The organism is Ensifer sp. Root127 (genome assembly GCF_001425225.1).
Lineage (GTDB): Bacteria > Pseudomonadota > Alphaproteobacteria > Rhizobiales > Rhizobiaceae > Ensifer > Ensifer canadensis.
In genome coordinates, this window is the sequence record NZ_LMDX01000023.1 from 611,191 (window position 1) to 636,369 (window position 25,179).

General features: G+C 62.1%; 17 protein-coding genes. 6 read left to right on the forward strand and 11 right to left on the reverse strand.

All coding sequences use genetic code 11. From position 1 onward, the window contains the following. Positions 1-130 precede the first annotated feature (130 nt). From ASD03_RS24980 to ASD03_RS24995, 4 genes are all read right to left on the reverse strand, one after another. Positions 131-1,384, reverse strand: coding sequence for an FtsX-like permease family protein (locus ASD03_RS24980; RefSeq protein WP_025425272.1), 1,254 nt, complete (start codon positions 1,382-1,384; stop codon positions 131-133). Next, positions 1,381-2,070, reverse strand: a complete 690-nt coding sequence (locus ASD03_RS24985) for an ATP-binding cassette domain-containing protein (protein ID WP_025425273.1) — start codon at positions 2,068-2,070, stop codon at positions 1,381-1,383. Before ASD03_RS24985 ends, ASD03_RS24980 begins: the two co-directional genes overlap by 4 nt. A gap of 3 nt (positions 2,071-2,073) precedes the next feature. Further along, positions 2,074-2,538, reverse strand: coding sequence for a hypothetical protein (locus ASD03_RS24990; protein ID WP_025425274.1), 465 nt, complete (start codon positions 2,536-2,538; stop codon positions 2,074-2,076). A 109-nt stretch (positions 2,539-2,647) separates the two neighbouring features. Then, positions 2,648-4,399 (reverse strand): alkaline phosphatase, encoded by a 1,752-nt coding sequence (locus ASD03_RS24995; protein ID WP_057217157.1) that lies wholly within the window; start codon positions 4,397-4,399, stop codon positions 2,648-2,650. Positions 4,400-4,787: 388 nt separating this feature from the next. On the opposite strand from ASD03_RS24995, the gene ASD03_RS25000 reads away from it, so the two are divergent. Both ASD03_RS25000 and ASD03_RS25005 read left to right on the forward strand, forming a co-directional pair. Then, complete coding sequence (locus tag ASD03_RS25000; protein ID WP_025425276.1) at positions 4,788-5,822, forward strand: aspartate-semialdehyde dehydrogenase; 1,035 nt, start codon at positions 4,788-4,790, stop codon at positions 5,820-5,822. Between the two features lie 207 nt (positions 5,823-6,029). Next, the gene (locus ASD03_RS25005; protein ID WP_025425277.1) at positions 6,030-6,851 is read left to right on the forward strand and encodes a lytic transglycosylase domain-containing protein; all 822 of its coding nucleotides are present in this window, start codon (positions 6,030-6,032) and stop codon (positions 6,849-6,851) included. A 222-nt stretch (positions 6,852-7,073) separates the two neighbouring features. On the opposite strand, the gene ASD03_RS25010 is transcribed toward ASD03_RS25005, so the two are convergent. Continuing rightward, the gene (locus ASD03_RS25010; protein WP_025425278.1) at positions 7,074-7,721 is read right to left on the reverse strand and encodes a carbonic anhydrase; all 648 of its coding nucleotides are present in this window, start codon (positions 7,719-7,721) and stop codon (positions 7,074-7,076) included. Positions 7,722-7,790: 69 nt separating this feature from the next. Further along, positions 7,791-8,672 (reverse strand): pyridoxal kinase PdxY, encoded by an 882-nt coding sequence (gene pdxY, locus ASD03_RS25015; protein WP_025425279.1) that lies wholly within the window; start codon positions 8,670-8,672, stop codon positions 7,791-7,793. A 282-nt stretch (positions 8,673-8,954) separates the two neighbouring features. On the opposite strand from pdxY, the gene ASD03_RS25020 reads away from it, so the two are divergent. Further along, on the forward strand, positions 8,955-13,748 hold the full coding sequence (locus ASD03_RS25020; protein WP_057217159.1) for an NAD-glutamate dehydrogenase: 4,794 nt from the start codon (positions 8,955-8,957) through the stop codon (positions 13,746-13,748). A gap of 239 nt (positions 13,749-13,987) precedes the next feature. Then, positions 13,988-15,421, forward strand: coding sequence for an MFS transporter (locus ASD03_RS25025; protein ID WP_057217162.1), 1,434 nt, complete (start codon positions 13,988-13,990; stop codon positions 15,419-15,421). A 145-nt stretch (positions 15,422-15,566) separates the two neighbouring features. On the opposite strand, the gene purH is transcribed toward ASD03_RS25025, so the two are convergent. From purH to htpX, 4 genes are all read right to left on the reverse strand, one after another. Then, positions 15,567-17,177, reverse strand: coding sequence for a bifunctional phosphoribosylaminoimidazolecarboxamide formyltransferase/IMP cyclohydrolase (gene purH, locus ASD03_RS25030; protein ID WP_025425282.1), 1,611 nt, complete (start codon positions 17,175-17,177; stop codon positions 15,567-15,569). Positions 17,178-17,311: 134 nt separating this feature from the next. Further along, positions 17,312-18,997 carry a heparinase II/III family protein gene (locus tag ASD03_RS25035; RefSeq protein WP_025425283.1) on the reverse strand — a complete coding sequence of 562 codons (1,686 nt, stop codon included), beginning with the start codon at positions 18,995-18,997 and terminating at the stop codon, positions 17,312-17,314. Between the two features lie 334 nt (positions 18,998-19,331). Beyond that, positions 19,332-20,744: an RsmB/NOP family class I SAM-dependent RNA methyltransferase gene (locus ASD03_RS25040; RefSeq protein WP_025425284.1), complete on the reverse strand. Its 1,413-nt coding sequence runs from the start codon at positions 20,742-20,744 to the stop codon at positions 19,332-19,334. After that, entirely contained in the window at positions 20,744-21,706 is a 963-nt protein-coding gene (gene htpX / locus ASD03_RS25045) for a zinc metalloprotease HtpX (RefSeq protein ID WP_025425285.1), read from the reverse strand. Before htpX ends, ASD03_RS25040 begins: the two co-directional genes overlap by 1 nt. Before the next feature lie 125 nt (positions 21,707-21,831). Here htpX and ASD03_RS25050 point away from each other — a divergent pair, with 125 nt between their 5' ends. Then, on the forward strand, positions 21,832-22,032 hold the full coding sequence (locus ASD03_RS25050) for a DUF1674 domain-containing protein (RefSeq protein WP_038575773.1): 201 nt from the start codon (positions 21,832-21,834) through the stop codon (positions 22,030-22,032). Positions 22,033-22,269: 237 nt separating this feature from the next. Here ASD03_RS25050 and acs read toward each other — a convergent pair whose 3' ends face one another. After that, positions 22,270-24,219 carry an acetate--CoA ligase gene (gene acs, locus ASD03_RS25055; protein WP_025425286.1) on the reverse strand — a complete coding sequence of 650 codons (1,950 nt, stop codon included), beginning with the start codon at positions 24,217-24,219 and terminating at the stop codon, positions 22,270-22,272. A 223-nt stretch (positions 24,220-24,442) separates the two neighbouring features. Here acs and ASD03_RS25060 point away from each other — a divergent pair, with 223 nt between their 5' ends. Further along, on the forward strand, positions 24,443-25,144 hold the full coding sequence (locus tag ASD03_RS25060) for a DUF1013 domain-containing protein (protein WP_025425287.1): 702 nt from the start codon (positions 24,443-24,445) through the stop codon (positions 25,142-25,144). Positions 25,145-25,179: the final 35 nt, after the last annotated feature.

Below are 25,179 nucleotides of genomic sequence, written 5' to 3' on the forward strand. Positions count from 1 at the left end.
ATTGGCTGGCTCGGACAATTCCTCCCTTGAACGTCCGAACGTGGTGCGCCTGATCACAGGATGTCAGAAAAGGAGGGCCGCAGGCAGGGATGCTTTCGGCTTATGACTTTCGTCTAAGAAGCCAGAGACCTCAGGCGCGAAGGGCTGCCGCCGGCGATTGCCGGTAGGCGATCATGGCCGGCAGGACGGCGAGGATGGCGGCGAAGACGAGAATGGCAGAGACAAGAAATCCGTCGCCGGCAGCGAACATGACAGGCATGGCAACGCCGCTCTCACCGGAAAGATATCCGGCTATGAACTTTGCGGCACCGAAGCCAAGCGCGAAACCGGAAAGCACACCGGCGGCAATCAGCGCAAACAGTTCGCTCCAGACGATGACAAACACCGCCGTGCGCGGCGCGCCGAAGGCACGAAGCGCCCCGATCTGCCGTCGGCGCTGGCCGACATGCAGGATCGTGACGAGCAGGATCGCGGCTGCGACCAGAACCTGAGCGCCCGTCGTCACTCCCACGAGCACCCGCTTGGCGTCGCCAAGTGTCGCATAGAGGTTCGTCAGCACCTCGCCGGGAAAAACCGCCAGTGTCGAGTTGCTGCGATAGTCCTGCCGGAGCTTGTAGGCGTCGGCGATCGATTTCGGTTTGACGAGGATCGCGGGCAGGCCGGGCGTGGCCTTGCTCCAATTCTCGTCGAGCGCCGCGTCCGCATCGATATGAGGGTGATCCGCCTCGACACCGGACGCGGCCTCGTCATGCGCGTGATCGTCGGCATCATCGTGTTCCGCCGCTTCCATTCCATGCAGCGCCCAGACCGCCTGCATCGGAACCAAAATGGCACGGTCCCAGGCGGTGCCCGTGGGCTTGAGGCGCCCGACAATGCGATAGGCGAGTTCCGTGTGGGCGTGGCCGCCGAGTTCGGCAAGTCCATGGGTCGGCTTGACCGTATAACCGAGTGGCAAATCGACGGCGGCGCCGGCAACCGCTTCACCAAGGGCGGCAAAGGCGCGGCCTTCGGCAAGCTGTTCGAGTTCCGCAAGCAACCCGGTGGAGGTGCCGACAACGGCATAGCCGCCAAAGCTGTCACCGAAGCCGACCGGTGCTGCGGAGGCGACGCGCGGATCGGCAAGAAGGCGCGGCAGAACCGTGCCTTCCATCAGCGGCAGCGGCGAGGGTTGCAGGAAGATCGATGAAAGCACGAGCTGGGTCTCGCTGCCGGGGGCGCCGATCACGAGGTCGAACTTGTCGGCAGCACGCGCACTGCCGAGCCGAAGCGCCCGTTCCTGCAAGGTGACGGCGACGCCGAGCGCCGTCGCCAACGCAACCAGGAGGACGACGACGAGCGAACCGGCCCAGAGGCGGCGCAGATCCGCAAGGATGAAACCGATCATGCCGCGCGCTCCTCGATGAGGCCATCTTCGACGATGCGCCCGGCGGCAAGCCGGATGCGACGGTCCATACGCCGCGTCAGCGCCAGATCGTGCGTCGCAACGATCAGCGTGCAGCCGCTTTCGCGTGAAAGCTCGAGCAGCAGGTCGCCGACGGTCTCGCCGGCGTCGCTGTCGAGGCTGGCGGTCGGCTCGTCGGCAATGACCACACCCGGCTTGCGCAAAAGCGCGCGGGCGATCGCCACCCGCTGCATTTCACCGCGCGACATGGTTTCGATCATCTGGGTCGGCCGGGTGAGGCCGACACGCAGAAGCAGATGTTCAGCACGGGCGCCGACATCACGGCTCATCGCGCCGGAGAGCCTTGTCGGCAGCAGAACGTTGTCCAGAGCACTGAGGCCGGGGAAAAGATGAAAGTCCTGCAGGACCAGACCGATATTGGCGCCGCACCAACGGTCACGACGGCCCTCGGAGAGCGCGCAGATATCGACATCGCCCCAGAGGATGCGGCCCTGTCCGACCCGCTCGAGCCCGGTCAGGATGCTGATCAGCGTGCTTTTGCCGGATCCTGACGCACCTGTGAGCGCCACACGGCTGCCGGCGGCGACGTCAAGGCTGTCGATCGCAAGAGCGGGTGCGGCAAGTCCGGGAAAGCTGACATCGACGCCTGCGAGTTGAAGACCAAGCATGCCCTAGACCGCGTAAAATTGAGACGAGCGCAGACGCAGCAGGCTGACGAATCCGGTCTCCGGATCGGTCCAGGAGCCGACCTCCAGTGTCCCGCGAACCTCGATCGTCTGGCCGGGCGGCACGAAGGTCTGCTTCTCCCCGAGATAGACGACGACGATATTGTCCGGCCAATCGGAATCCGACGAACAAAACGGGCAAAGCGCCATCGGAACTTCCGTCAGCACGAAGAACGCTGCCTCTGCCTTGAGCGGCGGCGCCATGAAGCCGCGCATGCGGACTTCCTGACCGGCAAGGCTCTTCACCTTTGTCGAGAATTCGAGGCCGAGTACACTGACCTTGCCGTAGAGCTCATCGAAAGTGAGACTGGCGTCGGCCAGGGCCGCATGCCCGTCGAACGCGACAACCGCGCCGGCAATCAGGCCGAGCACAGCTCGACGGCTCAAGGATATGGGTGTCGGTAGGGTCATCGTCTTATCGCCAAGAGTACCCCGGCAGCGCATGGGCGTGATGTGGCCGGGAATGAACGTCAGCGTGAAGCCTCCTCCCCGTTTCAGGGAGGAGGCGGGTTTCAAACGATCAGTTGGTCTGCTTCACGCCGAGGGCAAGCGCATCGACGAGAACGCGGTAGACGTCGCTCTGCTCCATGTAGCCTCTGAAGCCCTCGCTGCCCGGACCTTCCGACTGCAGCACGACGTCGTCGACCGTGTGCTGGCCGGTGCTTTCGTCCTTCGGCAGGATGCCGACGCGCAGCACGGCGCCGGGCATGTCCTTGTAAGCTTCGTTGGCGACATACTCGTCCTTCTCGTTCTTCACCGCCGGCTCGAACGGCCCGTCCAGCTTGGGGCTGAAGGTTTCGTAGTAGTCGGGGAAGTTTGAGACGAACATCGCCAGACGACGGCTCGCGTCGATCTTGTCGGGGAAGCCGTCCTTGTTCTCGTCGGTATAGTTCGGGAAGCCCGCCGAAGCGCCTGTTTTGACCTTGTCGCGGCCTTCCTTGCCCTCGACGGTGTCGTCGATGATGCCGAGCAGTGAGACGCCATGGGTATGGTCGCCGGTCACGACAACCAGCGTATTCGGGTTGTTCTTCGCGAACGCGCGGGCAACGCCGACCGCCTGGTCGAACTCGATGGTCTCGACGACGGCGCGCTCCATGTCGAGCGGATGGCTCATCTTGTCGATCGAGGCGCCCTCGACCATCAGGAAGAAGCCGTTTTCGTTCTTCGACAGCCTGTCGAGCGCGGTCTTGATCATGTCGACAAGGCCTGGCTGGCCGGGGAACTTTTCGACCGTGCCCTTCTTCAGGAACTCGCGATCAAGCGTCACGTCCATGTTGCCGGTGTGGAACAGACCGAGAAGCTTGCCGTCGGCGGGCGCATTGGCAAGTTCGCTCTTGTCGGTCGCAAGCGCATAACCGGCTTCCTGGAAAAGCTTGATGTAGTCCTGGTTGTCCTTGCGCTTGGAGCCGGGCGTCTCCTTGCCGAGGAAATAGGCCGAGCCTCCGCCAAGGATGACCTCCGGCTTGACGTCGTAGATCATGCCGACGATCTCGGCCTTGTCGCTGCGGTTGCGGGTGTGGGCGACGACGGCGGCCGGCGTGGCGTCCTCGATTTCCGAGGTCGTGACGAGACCGATCGACTTCTGCGTCTGGCGGCGCAGCGCTTCGGCAATGGTCTCGACCCGTGGATCGTCGAGGCTGTCGGGCGTGCGGTCGCCATAGACGCCCACGGCGTTGATCACGGTCTTGTGGCCGGTCATGTAGGCCGACATGGTGTTGGCGCTGTCGGTGTCGATCGAATTGGTCGCCGACGTGCCGATGAAGGCCATGCGCTCGAGGTCGTCCATGTTGAGGCGGCCATTGGCCTTACCCTCGGTCATGCCCTTCGACATGATGCGGGCGGCGGTGCGGTGCGCAACCGAAAGGCCATCGCCAAGCAGGAAGATGACGTTCTTGACCTTCGGCTGCTCCGCCGTGGCATAGACGTGCCAGGTCACGGTCTTCGTCTCTCCGCCAGCCGTCACTTCGACCTTGTAGCTGCCCGGTGCGCCAATTATAGCGTTGCGCAGGAGCAGGGCCGAACCGAGCTCCTTGTCTTCCTTGCCCTTTTCCATCGCGACATAGGCGGCTTCGGCACCGAGCGCTGCCTTGTAGTCCTGGCCGTTGACGGTCACCTTGATGTCTTCCGCCTTGACGGCGCTCTTGAGCTCGACCTTGAAATCGAACGGGGAACCGGCAAGAATTGTCGCGCGATCAATGGGATAGACGTCTGCGGCCTGAGCGGCGTGGGCCAGAACCGTCGTGGCAAAGAGGGTGGCAAGAAGCATACGCATGGCAATCGTCCCTTTGAGGTGTCGGATTGCGCGGTCGTAACGCCCGGCGATGACAGCGACATGACATTGCGATCACGTTTGCAGGCGCCAAGCATCGCACGCTTGACTCGCCGATAGAAACAATTATTACGAGCCTCGGAAAGGAAGGCATTCCATGCTTCGCCGCGAACACAACTTCGCTGACAGCAGCGTCCTGGCAGAAATCGCCGGGCAGGATATGCGTTTTCCAGCTTCCTTCAAAACAACGGCCAAAACGACGACGAAAACCGTCTGACGTCTCTGGCCCTCCGCTCTCTCCCCGGTTTGGCCGGGGACAGGAACCCTCGCGGCGGATCGCGCGGTTTCCCCCTCCACCCGACGAGGAGAGACAAAAAAGAGAGCTTAGATCATGGGTTTCAAGATTGCAGTCGCAGGCGCCACCGGCAATGTCGGCCGGGAGATGCTGAACATCCTTTCGGAACGCGGCTTTCCCGCCGATGAAGTGGTCGCCCTTGCTTCCGCCCGTTCCCAGGGCACGGAAGTTTCCTTCGGCGACAAGACGCTCAAGGTCAAGAACCTCGAAAACTACGATTTCTCCGATACCGATATCTGCCTGATGTCGGCCGGCGGCGCGGTTTCGCTGAAGTATTCGCCGAAGATCGGCCAGCAGGGTTGCGTCGTCATCGACAATTCCTCGGCCTGGCGTTACGACTCCGAAGTGCCGCTGATCGTGCCGGAAGTGAACCCGGACGCGATCACGCTCTTCACCAAGAAGAACATCATCGCCAATCCGAATTGCTCGACCGCCCAGCTCGTCGTCGCGCTGAAGCCGCTGCACGACCACGCCAAGATCAAGCGCGTCGTCGTCTCGACCTACCAGTCGGTTTCCGGCGCCGGCAAGGACGGCATGGACGAACTCTTCAACCAGACCCGTGCGGTCTTCGTTGCCGACCCGATCGAATCGAAGAAGTTCACCAAGCGCATCGCCTTCAACGTCATTCCGCACATCGACGTCTTCATGGAAGACGGCTACACCAAGGAAGAGTGGAAGGTTCTGGCCGAGACCAAGAAGATGCTCGACCCGAAGATCAAGGTGACCTGCACGGCCGTGCGCGTCCCGGTCTTCATCGGCCATTCGGAATCGGTCAACATCGAGTTCGAAAACGAGATCACCGCTGACGAGGCGCGCGATATCCTGCGCGAAGCACCGGGTTGCCTTGTTGTCGACAAGCACGAGAACGGCGGCTACGTAACGCCTTACGAGTGCGCCGGCGAAGACGCGACCTACATCTCGCGCATCCGCGAAGACGCAACCGTCGAAAACGGCCTCAACATCTGGGTCGTTTCCGATAACCTGCGCAAGGGTGCGGCACTCAACGCGATCCAGATCGCCGAGCTGCTCATCAACCGCGGTCTGATCCGCGCCAAGAAGCAGGCCGCCTGAACAAACAGACGGTAAAGCACGAATAAGAACCCCGCCTGGCCCGTTATCGGCCTGCGGGGTTTCCTGTTTCACGGATCCGTGCGCAAAATTGATCGGATTCACGTGAAACCGTTAGGAAATTTCCGCCAATGAGGGGCGGGTGACAGAGCCGGCAAAGGCTGGCATCTTCCTAACGGCAACCAGATTTGGGCAATGACGGGGTATTTCATGCACACGGCAAAGTGCGTAGCGATTGGGCTTGCGGCCCTGATTTCAACGGCGATCCTTCCGGCGACCGCGTCGGCGGCACAGTGCGGCAACGACGGCAGCGGTTTCGCGGCCTGGATGACGCAGTTCAAGCAGGAAGCCTCCGGCAACGGCATCAGCCCTGCGGCGCTCGACAAGGCGCTCTCCGGCGTTTCCTACAACAAGGCGACGATCCGCGCCGACCGCGGCCAGAAAAGCTTCAAGCTCTCGCTCAGCCAGTTCATGCAGAAGCGTGGCGGTCAGACGATCATCTCGCGCGGCAAGAAGATGAAGGCCCAGAATGCGGCGCTCTTCAACAGCATCGAACGGCGCTACGGCGTACCGGCCGGCCCGCTGATCGCCATCTGGGGCATGGAAACCGGCTTTGGCGGCTTCATGGGCAAGGAGCATACGCTCTCAGCCGTTTCGACGCTCGCCTATGACTGCCGCCGGTCCGACTACTTCACCAACCAGCTCTATGCGGCGCTCCAGCTCGTCCAGCGCGGCGATCTCAGCCCGGCTGCACGCGGCGCTGCCCATGGCGAAATCGGACAGACCCAGTTCCTTCCGGCAAACGTTCTGAAATACGGCGTCGACGGTGACGGCAACGGCCATATCGACATGGTCCGCTCGAAGGCTGACGCGCTTGCTTCGACCGCGAACTTCCTGCGTGGACACGGCTGGCAGCCGGGCGCCGGATATCAGCCGGGACAGGCCAATTTCGGCGCGATCCAGGGCTGGAACGCCGCCAGCGTCTATCAGCAGGCGATCGCCATCATCGGCGCGGAAATTGACGGCGACTAGAGCATTTCCAGGAAAAGTGCGAAGCGGTTTTCCGTCAGGAATGCGTAGAAACAAGGAGATAGAGCGTTTCTGCGACTCCGCTTAAACCGCAGACGCTCTAACGCATGTTGCGCAAAGGTGCGCAGCGGTTTTGCGATAACGACAGCGCAAAAACAAAAGATCAAAGCTTATGAAATAAAAGAAGCCCGGTTCGAAAGGACCGGGCTTTTTCTCTGGCTTCTATCACATACCTGGACGGGCAAAGTCGCCGCTCTTCGGATCCATCACCCAGAGCTCGCCGGTCGAAATGTCGAACCAGGCGCCGTGAAGCTGGAGCTTGCCCTTCGATTCGAGAATCTGGACGCAGGGGAAGGTGCGAAGATTGGCGATCGAGTTGCGGATGGAAACCCGCTCCAGAGCGCGCTGCCGCTCGGCCTGGGTCATCACGTCATTGCTCTGGATCTGTTCGGCGGACGGTTTCAAGAGGTGCATCCAGCGACCGATGAAGTCACCCGGCGACAGGGGCTCGGCGTCCAGGTCAAGCGCCGCCTTGATGCCGCCGCAGCGTCCGTGGCCCATGACGACGATGTCGCTGACACGCAGAGACTGGACGGCAAATTCCAGAGCTGCCGACGTCGAGTGGTAGTGTCCGTCCGGCTCGTAGGGCGGCATGAGATTGGCGACGTTGCGCACGACGAAGAGCTCGCCCGGGCCGCTGTCGAAGATCGTCTCGGGCGCTGCCCGGGAGTCACAACAGGCAATGACCATGGTCTTGGGCTTCTGCCCGCTATCCGCCAATGTCTTGTAACGCTGCTGCTGTTCGCTGAAGCGACCACTCATGAAGTTATGATAGCCGTTCAGAAGGTGGTCTGGAAAACGCTGCATATCCATCGGTTACCCCGCTGCTGTCGAGAGTTCAATCCACCAAGCCATCCGACGGCGTGCCGTGAACAGCTTCTTCTATTTCCGCCGCATCTGGCTCGGATGCAGCAAGCGCCGCATCTGCACCATCGCCATCGGCGTCGAGAGACTGGACGCATCCTGTTCGAGCGTCAGTTCATCGGCGCCGCGCTTGACCGTGCGCGCGATAATTTCGAACACGCTGGCTGTCGCCATCTGAAGCGCGCGCTCCTCGGAGAGGCCTTCCAGCAGCCGCGCCAGGAACACCGCCGCCAGCAGATCGCCCGTGCCGTTCGGCGGGTTCTCGATCAGCCGGTGTTCGGCGAGCAGCGCATGGTTGCCGGAGAGATAGAGATTTCCCGTCCCGCCCTTCATCATCGGAATCGCCGACGTGACCAGCATGCGCGAGGGACCAAGCCCCAGCGCCGCGTCAAGGATTGCCGCATTGGTCTCGAGCGTCGCGCCGGCAAGCCAGGCCAGTTCGAACCGGTTGGGCGTGGCGAGACTTGCAAGCGGCAACAGCCGGTCGCGGATGGTAATCGCCGTCGCTTCGGGCACGTAGAGCCCTTCGGCATCACCGATCACCGGGTCGCAGGCATAGACGAGATCAGGATTGCGGGCGCGCAAGGCGGTCACCAGCCGGGCAACGCCCTCTGCCTGGCTCGCCGAGCCGAGATAGCCTGACAGGACTGCCCGGACCTCGCCGGCCCAGGGCGCCTGAGCCAGATCGTCGATCACCGACTGGAATTCCGCGTCCGGTATCGTGATGCGCGTCGAATGGCCATGGCCGGGATGCCAGGGCAGAATGACGGTCGGCAGAGCCCAGACGGGATGGCCAAGCGTCTCCAAGGCAAAGACAACCGCCCGATTGCCGACGGTGCCGCGAACCACGTGACTAGAAATGACGATGACGGCACCAGGCAAGGAGGGCATTTCGGGCATCGGCCAGTCCAATCCTTCGATTTGAACTCTGATCACCGACTGTCACCGCCATGTCAACAGGCTATGGCAGACAGGTTCCGCACGAGCCGCTGGCGTTTTCGTGCTTTTTCATCGAAATTCGAGCAATTTTCGCCAATCTGCCTTCGATTTAAATGGATTTGAGCTGTTTTCACGTGAGATTCTCCGATTCTCGGCTCGTTTTTGCCGAAATCGTCATAAAAAGCGGTCGCCATTAGCCAAGGTTCTGATAGGGTCTAGCCTATCATGAATGGGAGAAACTTCATGGGCGTGAAATACAATCCGAAGCGGGACAGACACATCGACGCAGCGAAGGCGGCCGCCATCAAACTGGGCACCGACGCGCTGGCGCCCGAGATCCTCTTCGGCGGGGCCAGCAACGACGACCTCGATCTTTATTCGGCGGACATGCTGGCACTGACGGCGGCCCATGCGAGAAGCGAACTCGCACGCTGGGACGGCGGCAAACCTCAAGTGTCGGTTGAAACCGTGGCCGGCGTTGCGCCTGGCGGCACCGAGGTTTCGATCATTGCCGTCACCGAACACAACATGCCGTTCCTCTTTGATTCGGTCATGGGCGAGGTGACGACCACGCACCGCGATATCCATCTCGCGATCCATCCCATTCTGGTCCAGGAACCGGGCAAGCCCGCCAAGCCGTTCGATCCGGACGAGCCGAGCGATCCGGCACACCGGATCAGCCACATCCAGATCCACCTGAGCAAGTTGACGCCGGTCGAGGCGCAATCGCTCAGCAACCGTATCCGCGATGTGCTCGAACAGGTTCATCAGGCCGTGCACGACTGGCCGGCGATGACGACGCTGCTCGATCACGCGATGAAGGAACTCGAGGACTACAACGCCTCGCGCAAGAAGAGCGACCGCGACGAAGCGCTGGCCTTCCTTCGCTGGCTCAGGGACAACAACTTCACCTTCCTCGGCATGCGCGAATACACCTATTCGGGCAAGGGCGGGAAGGCGACGGTCGAGCGCGGCAAGGGCAGGGGCCTCGGCATCCTTTCCAATCCCGATGTGCGCGTGCTGCGCCAGGGCAAGGACGCAGTTCTGACCACGCCGGAGATTCTGGCCTTCCTCGAAAGCCCGGATTTCCTGATCGTCACCAAGGCCAATGTGAAGTCGGTCGTGCACCGCCGCGCCTATATGGACTACATCGGCGTCAAGCGTTTCGATGCCGACGGCAATGTCGCCGGCGAGCTGCGCATCGTCGGCCTGTTCACCTCCTCGGCCTATACCCGTCAGGCCGCGGAAATCCCGCTGCTGCGCCACAAGATCGAGAAGATCGTCGATCATTTCGGCTACGATCCGCAGAGCCATTCCGGCAAGATGCTGGACAACACGCTCGAATCCTACCCGCGCGACGATCTCTTCCAGATCGACGTCGGCCTGCTCGCCGCCTTCTGCGAACAGATCAACGAGCTCGGCGACCGTCCGCGCATCCGCGTTCTGCCACGCATCGACCATTTCGACCGCTTCGTTTCGGTCATCGTCTTCGTACCGCGCGAGCAATATGATTCCGACGTTCGCGAGAAGATCGGGGACTATCTGAAGACGGCTTATGACGGTCGTGTTTCGGCCTACTACCCGGCCTTCCCCGAGGGCGGTCTGGCGCGCGTGCACTTCATCATCGGCCGGACCAGCGGCAAGACGCCGCGCATCCCCCAGGCCAAGCTCGAGGAGGCCGTGCGAGGCATCGTCACGCGCTGGATCGATCGCTTCGACCTGCTTGCCCGCAAGGATGGCATCGAGCTCAGCGTTGGCGAAGCCTACCAGGCGGCCTTTGCACCGGCCGAAGCCTATGCCGATCTCGCCGATATCGCCGCCTGCAAGGCGGAAGATCCGATCCGGATCTCGTTCTACCACTACAACCGCCCGGTCAATCGTCCTGATACGGCCGAGCTGAAGATCTTCCACGCCGGCGAACCCGTATCGCTTTCGCGCCGCGTGCCGCTGCTCGAAAATCTCGGCTTCCGGGTCATCAGCGAGCAGACCTACGACCTCAACGTCGGCAAGCATGGCGAGGACCAGCATCGCGTCGTGCTGCACGACATGGAGTTGATCCATCGCGACGGCCATGCGCTCAATCTCGACAAGTCGGGTGCGGCGCTCGAGGAAGCCTTCCTCGCCGCCTGGAACGGCACGATCGAGGATGATAACTTCAACAGGCTGATCCTGCTCGCCGGCTTGAACGCCCGCGAAGTGACGGTGCTGCGTGCCTATGCCCGCTACCTCCGCCAGGCCGGCATCACCTATTCGCAGGGCTATATCGCCGACACGCTGAACAAATATCCGGCGATTGCCGCCGATATCTTCAAGCTGTTCGTCACCCGCATGGACCCGGCGATCGAGGAGAAGCCGCGTGCCAAGAAGTGCAACGCCCTGATCGCATCGATCGAGACCGCACTGTCGGCGGTACCGAGCCTCGACGAGGACCGGATCCTGCGCCGCTACGTCAACGCCATCGAGGCGACGCTCCGCACCAATTACTTCCAGAAGGATGCCGACGGAAAGCCGCGTGCGGTCCTTGCCGTCAAGCTCGATCCCAAGCAGCTCGAAGGCTTGCCCGAGCCGCGTCCGTTCCGCGAAATCTTCGTCTACGGCACCGAAGTCGAAGGCGTGCATCTGCGTTTCGGCAAGGTCGCCCGTGGCGGTCTTCGCTGGTCCGACCGCGCACAGGACTACCGCACCGAAGTACTGGGCCTGGTGAAGGCACAGCAGGTCAAGAACGCCGTCATCGTGCCCGTTGGCGCCAAGGGTGGCTTCTACCCGAAGCAGCTGCCGGTTGGCGGCAACCGCGACGAGGTGTTCAAGGCCGGAACCGAAGCCTACAAGACCTTCATCCGCACGATGCTGTCGGTCACCGACAACATTGTCGGCCAGGATGTCGTGCCGCCGGCCGACACGCTGCGCCGCGACGGTGACGATCCCTACTTCGTCGTTGCCGCCGACAAGGGCACGGCGACCTTCTCGGACACGGCCAACGGCCTGGCCCAGGAAGCAGGCTTCTGGCTCGATGACGCGTTCGCCTCAGGCGGATCGGCCGGCTACGACCACAAGAAGATGGGCATCACCGCCCGTGGCGCCTGGGAGACCGCCAAGCGGCACTTCCGCGAGATGGACATCGACATCCAGACCACTCCCTTCACCGTCGCCGGCGTCGGCGACATGTCGGGCGACGTCTTCGGCAACGGCATGCTGCTTTCGGAAAAGATCCGTCTGCTCGCGGCCTTCGACCATCGCGACATCTTCATCGATCCGAATCCGGATACGGATGTTTCCTTCGCCGAACGCAAGCGCATGTTCGCCCTGCCACGTTCGAGCTGGCAGGACTATGATCGCAAGACGCTCTCCGAAGGCGGGATGATCATTTCCCGCGCCGAAAAGTCGGTGACGCTGACACCGGAAGCCATGGCGGCGATCTGCATCGACAAGCAGAAGGCCACGCCGTTCGAGATCATGAACGCGATCCTGAAGAGCCAGGTCGATCTTCTCTGGTTCGGCGGCATCGGCACCTATGTGCGCGGCAGCAACGAGACGGATGCCGAGGTTGGCGACCGCGCCAACGACGCGATCCGTGTGGTCGCCGAAGAGGTCCGCGCCCGTGTCATCGGCGAGGGCGCAAACCTCGGCGTGACCCAGAAGGGCCGTATCGGCTTCGGCCTCAATGGCGGTCGCTGCAACTCCGACGCCATCGACAACTCGGCGGGCGTCAACTCGTCCGACGTCGAGGTCAACATCAAGATCGCGCTGGCCTCGGCGATGCGCGACGGTCGCCTGACCCGGCCGAAGCGCAACACGCTGCTGGCGTCGATGACCGAGGAAGTCGGCCATCTCGTACTGCGCAACAACTACGAGCAGTCGCTGGCAATCTCGCTCACCGAACTGCAGGGTACCGGAAACCGCACGACGCTCGGCCGCCTGATGACGCGACTCGAAGCCGACGGCCACCTCAACCGCAAGGTTGAGACGCTGCCGACCGACCAGGTCATGACCGAGCGCTATCAGGCCGGCAAGCCGCTGACACGCGCGGAGATCGGCGTCCTCCTGTCCTACTCGAAGCTGGTGCTGTTCGACGAGCTGATCGCCAGCGAGCTTCCCGACGACCCGTATTTCACGGCGACCCTGGAACGCTACTTCCCCGGCAAGATGCGCAAGACTTATGCCGGCGACATCCACGGCCACCGGCTGCGCCGCGAGATCATCGCGACGGTGCTGGCCAACGAAACCATCAATCGCGGCGGCCCCGCTTTCGTCTCGACCTTGACGGATGCCACCGGCTTCCTCTCGGCAGACGTCGTCAAGGCGGCTGTTTTGGCACTCGATGGCTTCGACCTGCCGCGGATCTATGGCGAGATCGATGCCCTGGACAATCGCATCAGCGGCGCCCTCCAGAATGCGCTCTACCAGGAAGTCGGGCGCATCTTCACGCTCGTGACGGAGCGGGCCCTGCGCACCCATGCGGCAACGGGTTCGGTTTCGGAAGCCGTGACGCGCCTGCGCGACGGGCTGCAGAAGCTGCGCAGCACCATGCGCACCGCGATTTCAGGCGAAACCGCCGACGAAGCTCGGGTAAAGACCGCAGCCTTCGTCGAGGGCGGCGTGCCGGAGAAACTGGCGGATGAGATCCTGGAACTGGCGCTGATGACCCTCGTGCCCGAAATCATGCAGATATCAGCTGAAACCGGCGAGACGCTGAGCCGCACGGCACAGGGTTATTTTGCCGTCACCGAAACGCTGCGGATCAACCGCCTGCTGGCGGCAGCCGACCGCGTACCGGCAACCGAGCAGTTCGAGGCAATGGCGCTGTCGCGCGCGATCTCGGACATTGCCGGCGCCAGACGCGACATCACCGCAGCGGCGCTGCGCGAGCAGAAGAGCGAGCGCAATCCCGTCCAGGCCTGGCAGGAAAACGACCGCGAACGCGTTTCACGCGCGGGCGGCCAGCTGACGCTCCTGACTGAGAAGGGCGAGACCACGCTTGCCAAGATCACGGTTGCCGCGGGTCTGCTCAACGACCTTGCACGCGGCAGGGTGAAATGACACAGTCCGCCCCGGACTACAGCGCCGGGCGTCTTATTAGACGCGCAAAGGTCGCTGTAGCAGTTTGAATTGCTGCATGGTTTAATCCTTAAATCGAATAGGATTTAAGGAAACATGCAGTAGCGCAAGATCGGGCCGGGGATGCTCCGTCAACCCGGTCTCGATGAGCGAGATATGACGATCTTTCTGCGCCGCGCGTTCATTAGAACGCACGGCGCAGTCATTTCCGGGAGGGGTAATTGGCGATTTCGGCGGACAGGGCTGCAGACAAGCCGGGAACGACCCGTCTCGGCATTGCCGGATGGATGCTGTTCGACTGGGCGGCCCAACCGTTCTTCACGGTGATCACCACCTTCATCTTCGGCCCCTACTTCGTTTCCCGGCTGACTGAGGATCATGCTATCGGCCAGGCGATGTGGGGCTATACGCTCACCATTTCCGGCATCATCATCGCCATTCTCTCCCCGGTTCTCGGCTCGATCGCCGACGCCACCGGACCGCGCAAGCCGTGGATCGGCTTTTTCGCCATCATCAAGATCGTATCGCTGGCGATGCTCTGGTTTGCCGCCCCCGGCTCACCGATCATCTACGCCGTCATCTTCATGGTGCTGGCCACCGTCGCTGCCGAATTCTCGATCGTGTTCAATGATTCGATGATGACGCGACTTGTGGACGAGAAGGACATCGGCCGCATTTCCAACATCGCCTGGGGCCTCGGCTATCTCGGCGGGATGATCGTGCTCATCGCTGTCGTGGCGCTTCTTGCCGGAAATCCGGAAACCGGCAAGACCGCTCTCGGCATCGATCCGCTGTTTGGGCTCGATCCGGCAAAGGGCGAGGACGCGCGCATCACCGGGCCGATATCGGCGCTCTGGTACCTCGTGTTCATCATTCCGATGTTCCTGTTCACGCCGGATGCGACCAAGGCGACCATGTCGCTTGCAGGGGCGACCCGAACGGGACTGCGCGAACTGAAAGGCACACTCGGCGAACTCAGGCAAAGGCGCGGCGTCCTGCGCTTCCTCATCGCCCGCATGATCTTTCAGGATGGGGTCAATGGCCTGCTGGCACTGGGCGGCACCTTCGCCGCCGCCATGTTCGCCTGGCAAACCATGGAACTCGGCATCTATGGCATCATCCTCAACGTCGTTGCCATCGGTGGCTGCCTCTATGCAAGCAAGCTCGATGCCCGGCTCGGTTCAAAGACCATCGTGATCGCCAGCCTGGTCTGCCTGATCATTGCCACGCTTGGCATCGTCTCGACAGGACCGGGCTTCACCTTCTTCGGTCTGCTTCCCCTGCCGACGGACGATTCGGGCGGCATCTTCGGCACTGCAGCCGAGAAGGCCTATATCGTCTACGGCCTGCTCGTCGGTATCGCCTTCGGGCCGGTTCAGGCGTCGTCGCGCTCCTATCTGGCGCGCAGCGTCAGCCTGGACGAAGCAGGGCGCTACTTTGGTCTCTATGCACTTTCCGGCCGTGCGACGTCGTTTCTTGCGCCCGCGTCGGTCGCCACGATCACGCTCATGACCGGCTCCGCCCGCATCGGCATGATGGCGCTCGTCGTCTTCCTCGTCCTCGGTTTTCTGATCCTGCTGCGCACGCCTTATCCGGCGAATGCCGGACATACGAAAGCCGCCGCGTCCTGGGGACGCGACGGCTCTGAGGAATAAAACTCGGACTTTACTACAGCGCCGCGCGTCTCATTAGACGCGCAAAGGTCGCTGTAGCACTTTGAATTGCTGCATGTTTTTATCCTTAAATCGAATAGGATTTATGGAAACATGCAGTAGCAACTGAAAATGCAACCGATCCGGTTTAGTGGCGGAAGTGGCGCATACCGGTGAAGACCATCGCAACGCCATGCTCGTCGGCCGCGGCAATCACTTCCTCGTCGCGCATCGAACCACCGGGCTGGATCACCGCCGTGGCACCGGCAGCGATCGCCGACAGCAAGCCATCGGCAAACGGCAGGAAAGCCTCGGAGGCGACGGCCGAGCCGCGCGTCAACGGCGTTGCGAGGCCGAGCGCCTTGGCGGCTTCTTCGGCCTTGATCGCGGCGATGCGGGCCGAATCGACCCGGCTCATCTGCCCGGCGCCGATGCCTGCGGTCTGGCCATCCTTGGCATAGACGACGGCGTTCGACTTGACGTGTTTTGCCACCTTGAAGGCAAACTTCATGTCTTCCAGTTCCTGCGCCGTCGGTGCACGCTTGGTCACCACCTTCAGCTCCAGGTCTTCGACCATGCCGTTGTCGCGGGTCTGGACGAGAAGGCCGCCGGATACGGTCTTGGCGGAAAGGCCGGGGATGCGCGGATCCGGCAGGGCGCCCGTGGTCAAGAGCCGCAGGTTCGGCTTGCGGGCGATGACGGCCTTGGCCTCATCGCTGACCTCAGGCGCGATGATCACTTCGGTAAAGAGCTTGACGATCGCTTCGGCCGTTTCCGCATCGAGCATCTGGTTGAGCGCGATGATGCCGCCAAAAGCTGAGGTGGAATCGCAGGCAAGCGCGCGTCGATAAGCTTCGACCAGCGTCGGGGCCGTGGCCACGCCGCAAGGATTGGCATGCTTGATGATCGCCACGGCCGGGGCTTTTTCCGGCAGGAACTCGGCGACGAGTTCGAAGGCGGCATCGGTGTCGTTGATGTTGTTGTAGGAAAGCTGCTTGCCCTGCAGCAGCTTAGCTGTGGCAACGCCCGGACGGTTCTCGCCGGTGACGTAGAAGCCCGCCTTCTGGTGCGGATTCTCACCGTAGCGCATCTCCTCCTTCAAGACGCCGCCGAGAACGCGGTGGCGCGGCATCGGCGTGTCGAGCGCCTCGGCAAACCAGTTGGAAATGGCTGCGTCATAGGCGGCCGTGCGGGCATAGGCCTTGGCCGCCATCTTCTGGCGGAAGGCATAGGTCGTCGCGCCTGCTGCAAGTTCTTCGAGCAGGACCGGATAGTCGGCCGGATCGGTGACAATTGTGACATAGGCGTGGTTCTTGGCGGATGCGCGGATCATCGCCGGGCCGCCGATATCGATGTTCTCGACCGTCGTCGGATAATCGCCGCCCTGCGCGCGAACCTCCTCGAAGGGATAGAGATTGATCACCGCCAGATCGATCGCGGTGATGCCATGTGCCGACATCGCCGCCTGATGCTCGGCATCGTCGCGGATTGCCAGCAGGCCGCCATGCACGCCCGGGTGAAGGGTTTTGACCCGGCCATCCATAACCTCGGGAAAGCCGGTGAGTTCGGCGACGTCGCTGACTGGCAACCCCGCCTGCGACAGTGCCTTGTGGGTGCCGCCGGTCGAAACCAGACGTACGCCTTTTTCATGCAGCGCACGGGCAAGCTCGACGACACCGGTCTTGTCGGACACGGAAAGAAGAGCGGTCCGGACTGGAACCTCGTTCGGGGCGGGAATTTTCTTGGAGGCGACAGCCATCAACCATGCTCCTTTGGCGGCGCCGGACGCCCGGGAGGATGCTCCGGCGATTGGGATGGCTGCCCGTTAGCATAGCTTGCCGGCCGAAGAAACCTCGGCAGGCCAACATCCTAAAATAAGGGGCGCAGTTGGCCTCAGTTCGTGCGCGAGAAGGTCCATTGGATCTCCGGCTGCCTGGCAACGGCGAAGGTCACCGTCAGCTGCGACGAGGCGCGAATGCCCGAGGGATCGGCAAAGAAGATGTCTTCCTCGACCGCCAGCTCGCCGTCCTGGCAGGCAAACAGCCAGATTTCACCATCGGGCGCGGTCAGATAGATCTCGCGGCCGTTGTTCTGGCGAATAGTGACGGCCGGGTGGATATGGAAGCGGGCGACTGCCACGGCCAGGTTCGTTTCATCAGGATCGCTGCCGTCGGCGCGCGAAAGCCGGTCACGCCCACGGATCATCCGGCCGCCGTTCAGCACGCCGATGTCGCGCTCGTGCAGGAGCCCAAAGGACGAGAGATAACCGTCATGGTTTGCCATGACGGATTCCTGGCGGCCCGGTTCGTCCTTGCGCTCGACGACGACGCGCGAGACGCCGCTGGTGATGATCGGGCCCAGAAACCGTGACTGCGAGAAGCGTGAGGAGGACGTGTCGTTGACGGTCACGGTGGAGTGGGCGGCGGTCATCCGTGCCATCTGGCGGAATCGTTCGCCGGCAAATTTCGGCGCGCCCGAATTGATCACGAAACGCGTCTTGCCCGAGGACATTTCGAACGAGAGGCAGCCGGCATGGGCGCTACGCGACAGGTCGACTGAAAGCGGCCGGCCGGTATCGACGATGACCACGGTGTTTTCGATCGACAGGCGCTCGTAATGCGCGAGAGGCAGCGAGCGGAATGGCTCGCCGGCGGTTTCATCATAGCGCAGCACCGAGGCAAGCTCATGCGCCAGCACCGAGGTCGCGCCGTTGAAAAGCGCCAGTTCGCCGCCCTGGTGGCGGAAGAAGCGCAGTGCCGGATACATACGATCGATGCAAGGGATCAGGCGCGACGGCACGTCATGCCCCAGATTGACATAGGTCTGGCGCAGCGGCAGCAGGTCGAGCAGCAACTCAAGCCCGGCCCGCGGGCTGCGCGAAAAGTGGCTGCCGTCGGCGAGAATCTGCCGATCAAGCTCGAAATCGAGATGGCGCGACGCCTTGCGGATCGCCGACGGCGTCGACGGCATCGAAACCGATGCCATGGCAAGCGCCATCCGCACACGCAGGCGAGCCTCGCCATCCCTGACCGTTTCGGCAATGTGACGGAGATAACGAACCTGGAAGGCCAGGCTTTTCAGGAAGCGGCGATAAAAGCCGTGCTCGGCATTGCGCAGGACCACCGGCGAATGCGAGAGCCATGCGATGATGCGCTGGGCGATGACGTCGGCATCCCAGGCAATGCCTCCGAAATTGCGGCCGTGGGTGGCAATCCAGTCGTCAACGATCTGCCGCAGGCGCACGAAGCCGGCATCCTCGCGGATCGCCCGCAGATGCCTGAGCCAGCCGAACGAATGCAGGCGGGTGGCAAATTCCAGCGACGGCAGGTCGATCTCGAAGGGCGATTCGCCCTCGGTGTCGAGCACCCGCCCAGCCAGCGGAAAGCGACCCTCGAGGATCTCCTCGGCAACGAAGGGATCGACGGCTCTGAGGTCCGTCGGCGCAACGATCAGGCGGCCGGGCGTCGATCCGGTAAAGCGCAGCGACGAGACGCGGCCGACCGAAAGTCGCCGCGACACGCGGCGCCAACCTTCGCGCGCATACAGATAAGAAAGCCTTCGCCTGCCGGAAAACACCATCAACGCCCGTCGATTTCCTTAATCCTGAAGCAAGCCGTTCGAGACGAACGAACGGCTGCATCGGCTTCGCGCCAGTATCACTCGCGCAGGGTTGCCCGAAAATCCCTATTCGATCTCCGGTACGCACGATGCGCCGTTTCAAAATGTCAGAGCGTTCTTCTCTGTCCGAAAGGACGCGCGGCGCTCCGCGTGAACTCTGGATGGTGCCGGAAAGATCATTAAACTTTTATCAATTTTATCGTCTTTGATAGGCTCATGGCCTTAAAGCGTCAAATGACGCGCCAAAACAGCCCGTGGCCGAGCCTTTCCGAAGAACGAATCGACTTTTCCAGACTTATTTGCGGCGAATCACGGCGGCGTAGAATCCGTCGAGTCCACCGGCAAAGGGTGGATCGAGCGGGAACATCGATGGCGTGGTGCGCACTTCGCCGAGCGGGGTGATCGCATCTTCAAGGCCCTGCCAATTCTCAGCCAGAACCGGCACCCGCTCATAATCATCGCCGGCTGCGACCACCCGGTCGACCACTTCCTCGCCTTCGCGTGGGTCAAGCGAGCAATTGGAGAACACGACGATGCCGCCCGGCTTGACCACCGTCAGCGCGTGGCGCAGCAGGCGCTCCTGAAGCAGCGCAAGCTTCTCGATGTCCTCCGGACCCTTGGTCCAAAGCACATCCGGGTGACGGCGGGTCGTTCCGGTCGACGAACAGGGGGCATCGAGCAAGGCGGCATCGAAAAGTTCGTCCGGCCGAAAGTCGGCCATGTTGGTCTCTTTCATCTGCGCTTCCAGGCCCAATCGCTCGAGATTGCCCTTCAGACGCCTCAGCCGGCTCGACGACTGATCAAGCGCCGTCACCTCGGCACCGGCGAGGATAAGCTGCGCCGTCTTACCACCGGGTGCCGCGCAGAGATCGACGACGGTCTTCCCGGCAATCGACCCGAAAAGACGGGCAGGGATGGATGCGGCCGCATCCTGAACCCACCACTCGCCATCGGAGAATCCGGCTAAGGAGGGGATAGAGCCCGAGAATTCTGCAAGGCGGACTGAGCCTGTCGGCAGCACCGTACCGCCGAGCCGCTCGGCCCAGGCATCCGGATCCGACTTGACAGTCAGATCGATCGCCGCTGGGGTCAGTTGCGCTTCGGCGATGAGATCGGCCTGTTCGCGTCCATAACGCTCGACCAGCCTGTCGAAGAACCAGTCCGGCATCGCAGGAACGGTTCGCAGATTTTCCAGGATCGTGTCCTTCTCGCGCGACAGGCGGCGAAGGATGGCATTGACCAGATTGGCAAACCGGCGGTTTCGCGGATCGGCCTGCGCCTGCTCGACGGCAAGATCGACGGCGGAATGATCAGGAACGTCGAGATAGAGGATCTGCGCGGCAGCCACTGCGAGCACATGGTCGAGAGCGCGCGCGCCTTCCGGAAGCGGCGTCTGCAGCATCGAGCCGATTGCCGCCTGGATGCGCGGCAGATGACGCAATGCCGAATTGAGAATGGCGCGCACCAGCGCCCGGTCGGCCTCGCTCAGTTCGCGGTAGGCCGGATTTCCGTGCTCATGATCGAGCATGCCATCGAGCGAGGTCTTGCGATCGACGACCGCCCCGAGAATCTTGGCCGCTGCCTGTCGCGTGCGCAGTCCGGGCTTCTCCGGACCGCGCTGCTCTTGCGCAGGCCTCTTCGACTTTGCCGGCTCCTTGCGCGAGCGGTTTTGTTTCGGACGTGAATCGTTGTTGTTTTCGGCAGACATCAGGACCAGGGACCTTTCGGCGGTTCGGAACCACCGCGACCCCAACCGGTAGAGGGAACAGAGCGCGATTTGCGCACCGGATTATCAGCCCGAACCGGCGGCGTCGACCCCATGGACATCTCCTGCGCCATCTGTTGCAGGGCCGCAATCCGGTTTTCAGTGTTCGGATGGGTCGAAAACAGGTTGTCCATGCGCTCGCCTGAGAGCGGATTGATGATGAACATATGCGCGGTTGCCGGGTTGCGCTCGGCATCGTCATTGTGAATCCGATGGGCAGCACCAGCGATCTTCTGCAGCGCCGAGGCGAGAGCCAGGGGCTTGCCACAGATTTCGGCGCCACGGCGATCGGCGGAATATTCCCGGGTACGGCTGATCGCCATCTGCACCAGCATGGCCGCCATCGGCGCGACGATCATTGCAATCAGCACCCCGACAAAACCGAGCGGGTTGTTGTTGTTTTCGCGATTGCCGCCAAACAGGAAGGCGAAGTTGCCCAGCATCGAAATGGCGCCGGCAAGCGTGGCTGTCAGCGTCATTGTCAGGGTATCGCGGTTCTGGACGTGCGCCAGTTCATGCGCCATGACGCCGGCGACCTCGTCGTAGGAGAGCGCGTTGAGCAGTCCGGTCGAGGCGGCAACGGCGGCGTTCTGCGGGTTGCGTCCGGTTGCAAAGGCGTTCGGCTGCGGGTTGTCGATGACATAGACCCGCGGCATCGGCAGGCCGGCATTCTCAGCGAGATCGCGCACGATGCCGTAATATTCCGGGGCGCTGCGTTCATCGACCTCCTGCGCACGGTACATGCGCAGCACCATGCGGTCGGAATACCAGTACGAGAAGAAATTCATACCGGCGGCGATGACGAACGCAATCATCATGCCGCCACGTCCACCAATGGCGAAGCCAACCGCCATGAACAGGGCGGTCATCACTGCAAGCAGCATGGCGGTGCGAACGAGGTTCATGAAGAGGCTCCGGGTCGTCGACGTTTCACGTGAATCAGGGTTTCCGTTCGGACAACGGCGCCTTATATGATGGGTGCAAATGCCCCGTTCTTCAATACAGATGCACGAATCCGGATACTGGCGAGATGCAGAACGACAACGACAATGCCCCCGACCGCCCGAAAAAGCCGCTGCCTGCCGCGGCCATGCGCGCGCTGAAGGAAGCGGAGGAGCGTCGGCAGGCTGAAGCGGAGAAGGTTATGCCGACAGAAATCGGCGGCCGCGGCGGCGCCGACCCGGCACGCTTCGGCGACTGGGAAATCAAGGGTAGGGCGATCGATTTCTGAGAATGCTCTCAGACGGGTTTGAAGCGAAGGAACATTTCCTTCTTTGGGATCGTCCGAAAACAACCGTGGGTCATATCGATCTCCTGCTGCCGCCCGGGAACTCCGCTTACCGTCAATCGGAATCCGGCTCACAAACGCCCGTCGATGACCCAGTCGTCTATTCAGTCCACCGCCTCGGTACGAAACATCATACAAAAAAGGGCGGCTCGAAGCCGCCCTTTTTACCGTGCGTTGCTGTTAAGCCTTGTTCTGCCGGTTGGCGATCAGGTCTTCCACAACAGCCGGATCGGCAAGCGTTGAGGTGTCACCAAGCGCACCGAAATCGTCTTCCGCGATCTTGCGCAGGATGCGGCGCATGATCTTGCCCGAGCGGGTCTTCGGCAGGCCGGGGGCAAACTGGATCTTGTCTGGCGTCGCGATCGGGCCGATTTCCGAGCGGACGTGCTTTACCAGCGCCTGACGCAGATCGTCATTGCCGACCTCACCCGCCATCAGCGAGACGTAGCAGTAGATGCCCTGTCCCTTGATCGGGTGCGGATAGCCGACGACGGCTGCCTCGGACACCAGATGGTGCGAGACAAGCGCCGATTCGACTTCGGCCGTGCCCAGCCGGTGTCCGGAGACGTTGAGCACGTCGTCGACGCGGCCGGTGATCCAATAGTAGCCATCCTCGTCGCGACGGCAGCCGTCACCCGTAAAATACTTGCCCTTGTAGGTGGCGAAGTAGGTCTGGCCGAAGCGTGCATGATCGCCATAGATCGTGCGCATCTGGCCGGGCCAGCTGTCGGTGATGCAGAGGTTGCCGTCGGCAGGTCCTTCGAGCACGTTGCCTTCGTTGTCGACCAGCTGCGGCTGGACGCCGAAGAAGGGCCGCGTCGCCGATCCGGGCTTGAGATCGGTCGCGCCCGGCAGCGGCGTGATCAGGATGCCGCCGGTTTCCGTCTGCCACCAGGTGTCGACGATCGGCGATTTCTGATCGCCAACGACGTTGTAGTACCATTCCCAGGCTTCCGGGTTGATCGGTTCGCCGACCGAACCGAGCAGGCGCAGCGACGAGCGCGAGGCGCGCTTGACGAAATCGTCGCCGGCGCCCATCAGCGAGCGGATTGCCGTCGGCGCGGTGTAGAAGACGTTGACCTTGTGCTTGTCGATGACTTCCCAGAAGCGGCCTGCGTCGGGGAAGTTCGGAACGCCCTCGAACATCACGGTGGTCGCCGCGTTGGCGAGCGGTCCGTAGACGATGTAGGAATGGCCGGTCACCCAGCCGACATCCGCCGTGCACCAATAGATATCGCCGTCGCGATAGTCGAACACGTATTCATGGGTCATCGAGGCATAGACGAGGTAGCCGCCGGTGGTGTGCAGCACGCCCTTCGGCTTGCCGGTCGAGCCCGAGGTGTAGAGGATGAACAACGGGTCTTCCGCCTTCATCTTCGCCGGCTCGCAATGCGGCTTCACGGTCGCAGTTTCCTGGTGGTACCAGAGGTCGCGGCCCGGCGCCCAGCCGATCTTGCCGCCGGTGCGGCGCACGACCAGCACCTTGTTGACGATCACGTGCTGCTTGGCGGCGATGTCGATCGCGGTGTCGGTATTTTCCTTCAGCGGCACCGGCTTGCCACCGCGCACGCCCTCGTCACAGGTGATGACGAAGGTGGATTCGCAGTCGACGATGCGGCCGGCGAGCGCGTCCGGCGAGAAGCCGCCGAACACGACCGAATGAATGGCGCCGATGCGCGCGCAGGCAAGCATCGCGTAGGATGCTTCCGGGATCATCGGCATGTAGATGGTGACGCGGTCGCCCTTCTTGACGCCATGCTTCTTCAGGACGTTGGCAAGCCGACAAACCTGCTCGTAGAGCTGGTTGTAGGTGATCTTCTTGTCGATATAGGGGTTGTCGCCTTCCCAGATGATCGCCGTCTTTTCGCCGTGCGTCTTCAGGTGGCGGTCGATGCAATTGTAGGAGACGTTGGTGAGGCCGTCCTCGTACCACTTGATCGAGACCTTGCCCTTGAAAGAGGTGTTCTTGACCTTGGTATAGGGCTTGAACCAGTCGATCCGTTTGCCGTGTTTGCCCCAGAACTTGGCCGGGTCCTCGACACTTTCCTCATACCACTTCAGATAGGTCGCGTTATCGAGCAGCGTCCGGCTCTTGGCAGACTTCAACACCGGATAGATCTTGGCGGACATTCGTTCCTCCCTGCGCATTCCTGTCTGAGGTCCCTCCCGGGGACCCCGCCTCGGCGACGAGTCATAGCAGGTCAAAGCCGCGCCGCAATTAGACAAAAGGACATTTGGAACTGGAGAATTGCAATTTTGAGACAACGACGCTATAGAGGCGCTCAATTCCCGGAAATCAGTGGTAGACTCCACGGCCCGCGACACCGGCGCGGCGGACAAAAGGACTATATCCATGGCTCAGCAACTGCTTATGCCCAAGGCAACAGCCGTCTGGCTCGTCGACAATACGGCATTGTCGTTCGAACAGATTGCAACGTTTTGCAAGCTGCATCCGCTCGAAGTGAAGGCGATCGCAGACGGTGAATCGGCACAGGGCATCAAGGGTCTAGATCCAATCGCAACCGGACAGCTGTCGCGCGACGAGATCGCCCGCGCCGAGGCAAATCCGAACCACAAGCTCAAGCTTTCGGAGCCGAAAGTCCGTGTTCCCGACTCCAAGCGCAAGGGCCCGCGCTACACGCCGGTCTCCAAGCGCCAGGATCGCCCGAATGCCATTCTCTGGCTGGTTCGCAACCATCCCGAGCTGAAGGACGCGCAGATTTCCCGCCTCGTCGGCACCACGAAGTCGACGATCGAGCAGATTCGCGAGCGCACCCACTGGAACTCGACGAACCTGACGCCGATGGATCCGGTAACGCTTGGCCTGTGCTCGCAGATCGATCTCGACCTTGAAGTCGAACGCGCCGCCAAGGGCCGTCCGCTGCCGACAGCCGCCGAGCTCGGCGCGACGCTCGAAGCAGCCCAGGAAACAGAAAAGCTCAACTTCAGCTACGAGCGCGAAGAAGAGAAGGAAATCGATGCGGATGCCGTCTTCGCCAAGCTCAAGTCGCTGAAGTCGGATCGCAAGGACGAGGACGAAGACGATCAATATTGATCGACTTGTCATGACCTGACGAAAGCCCGGATCGC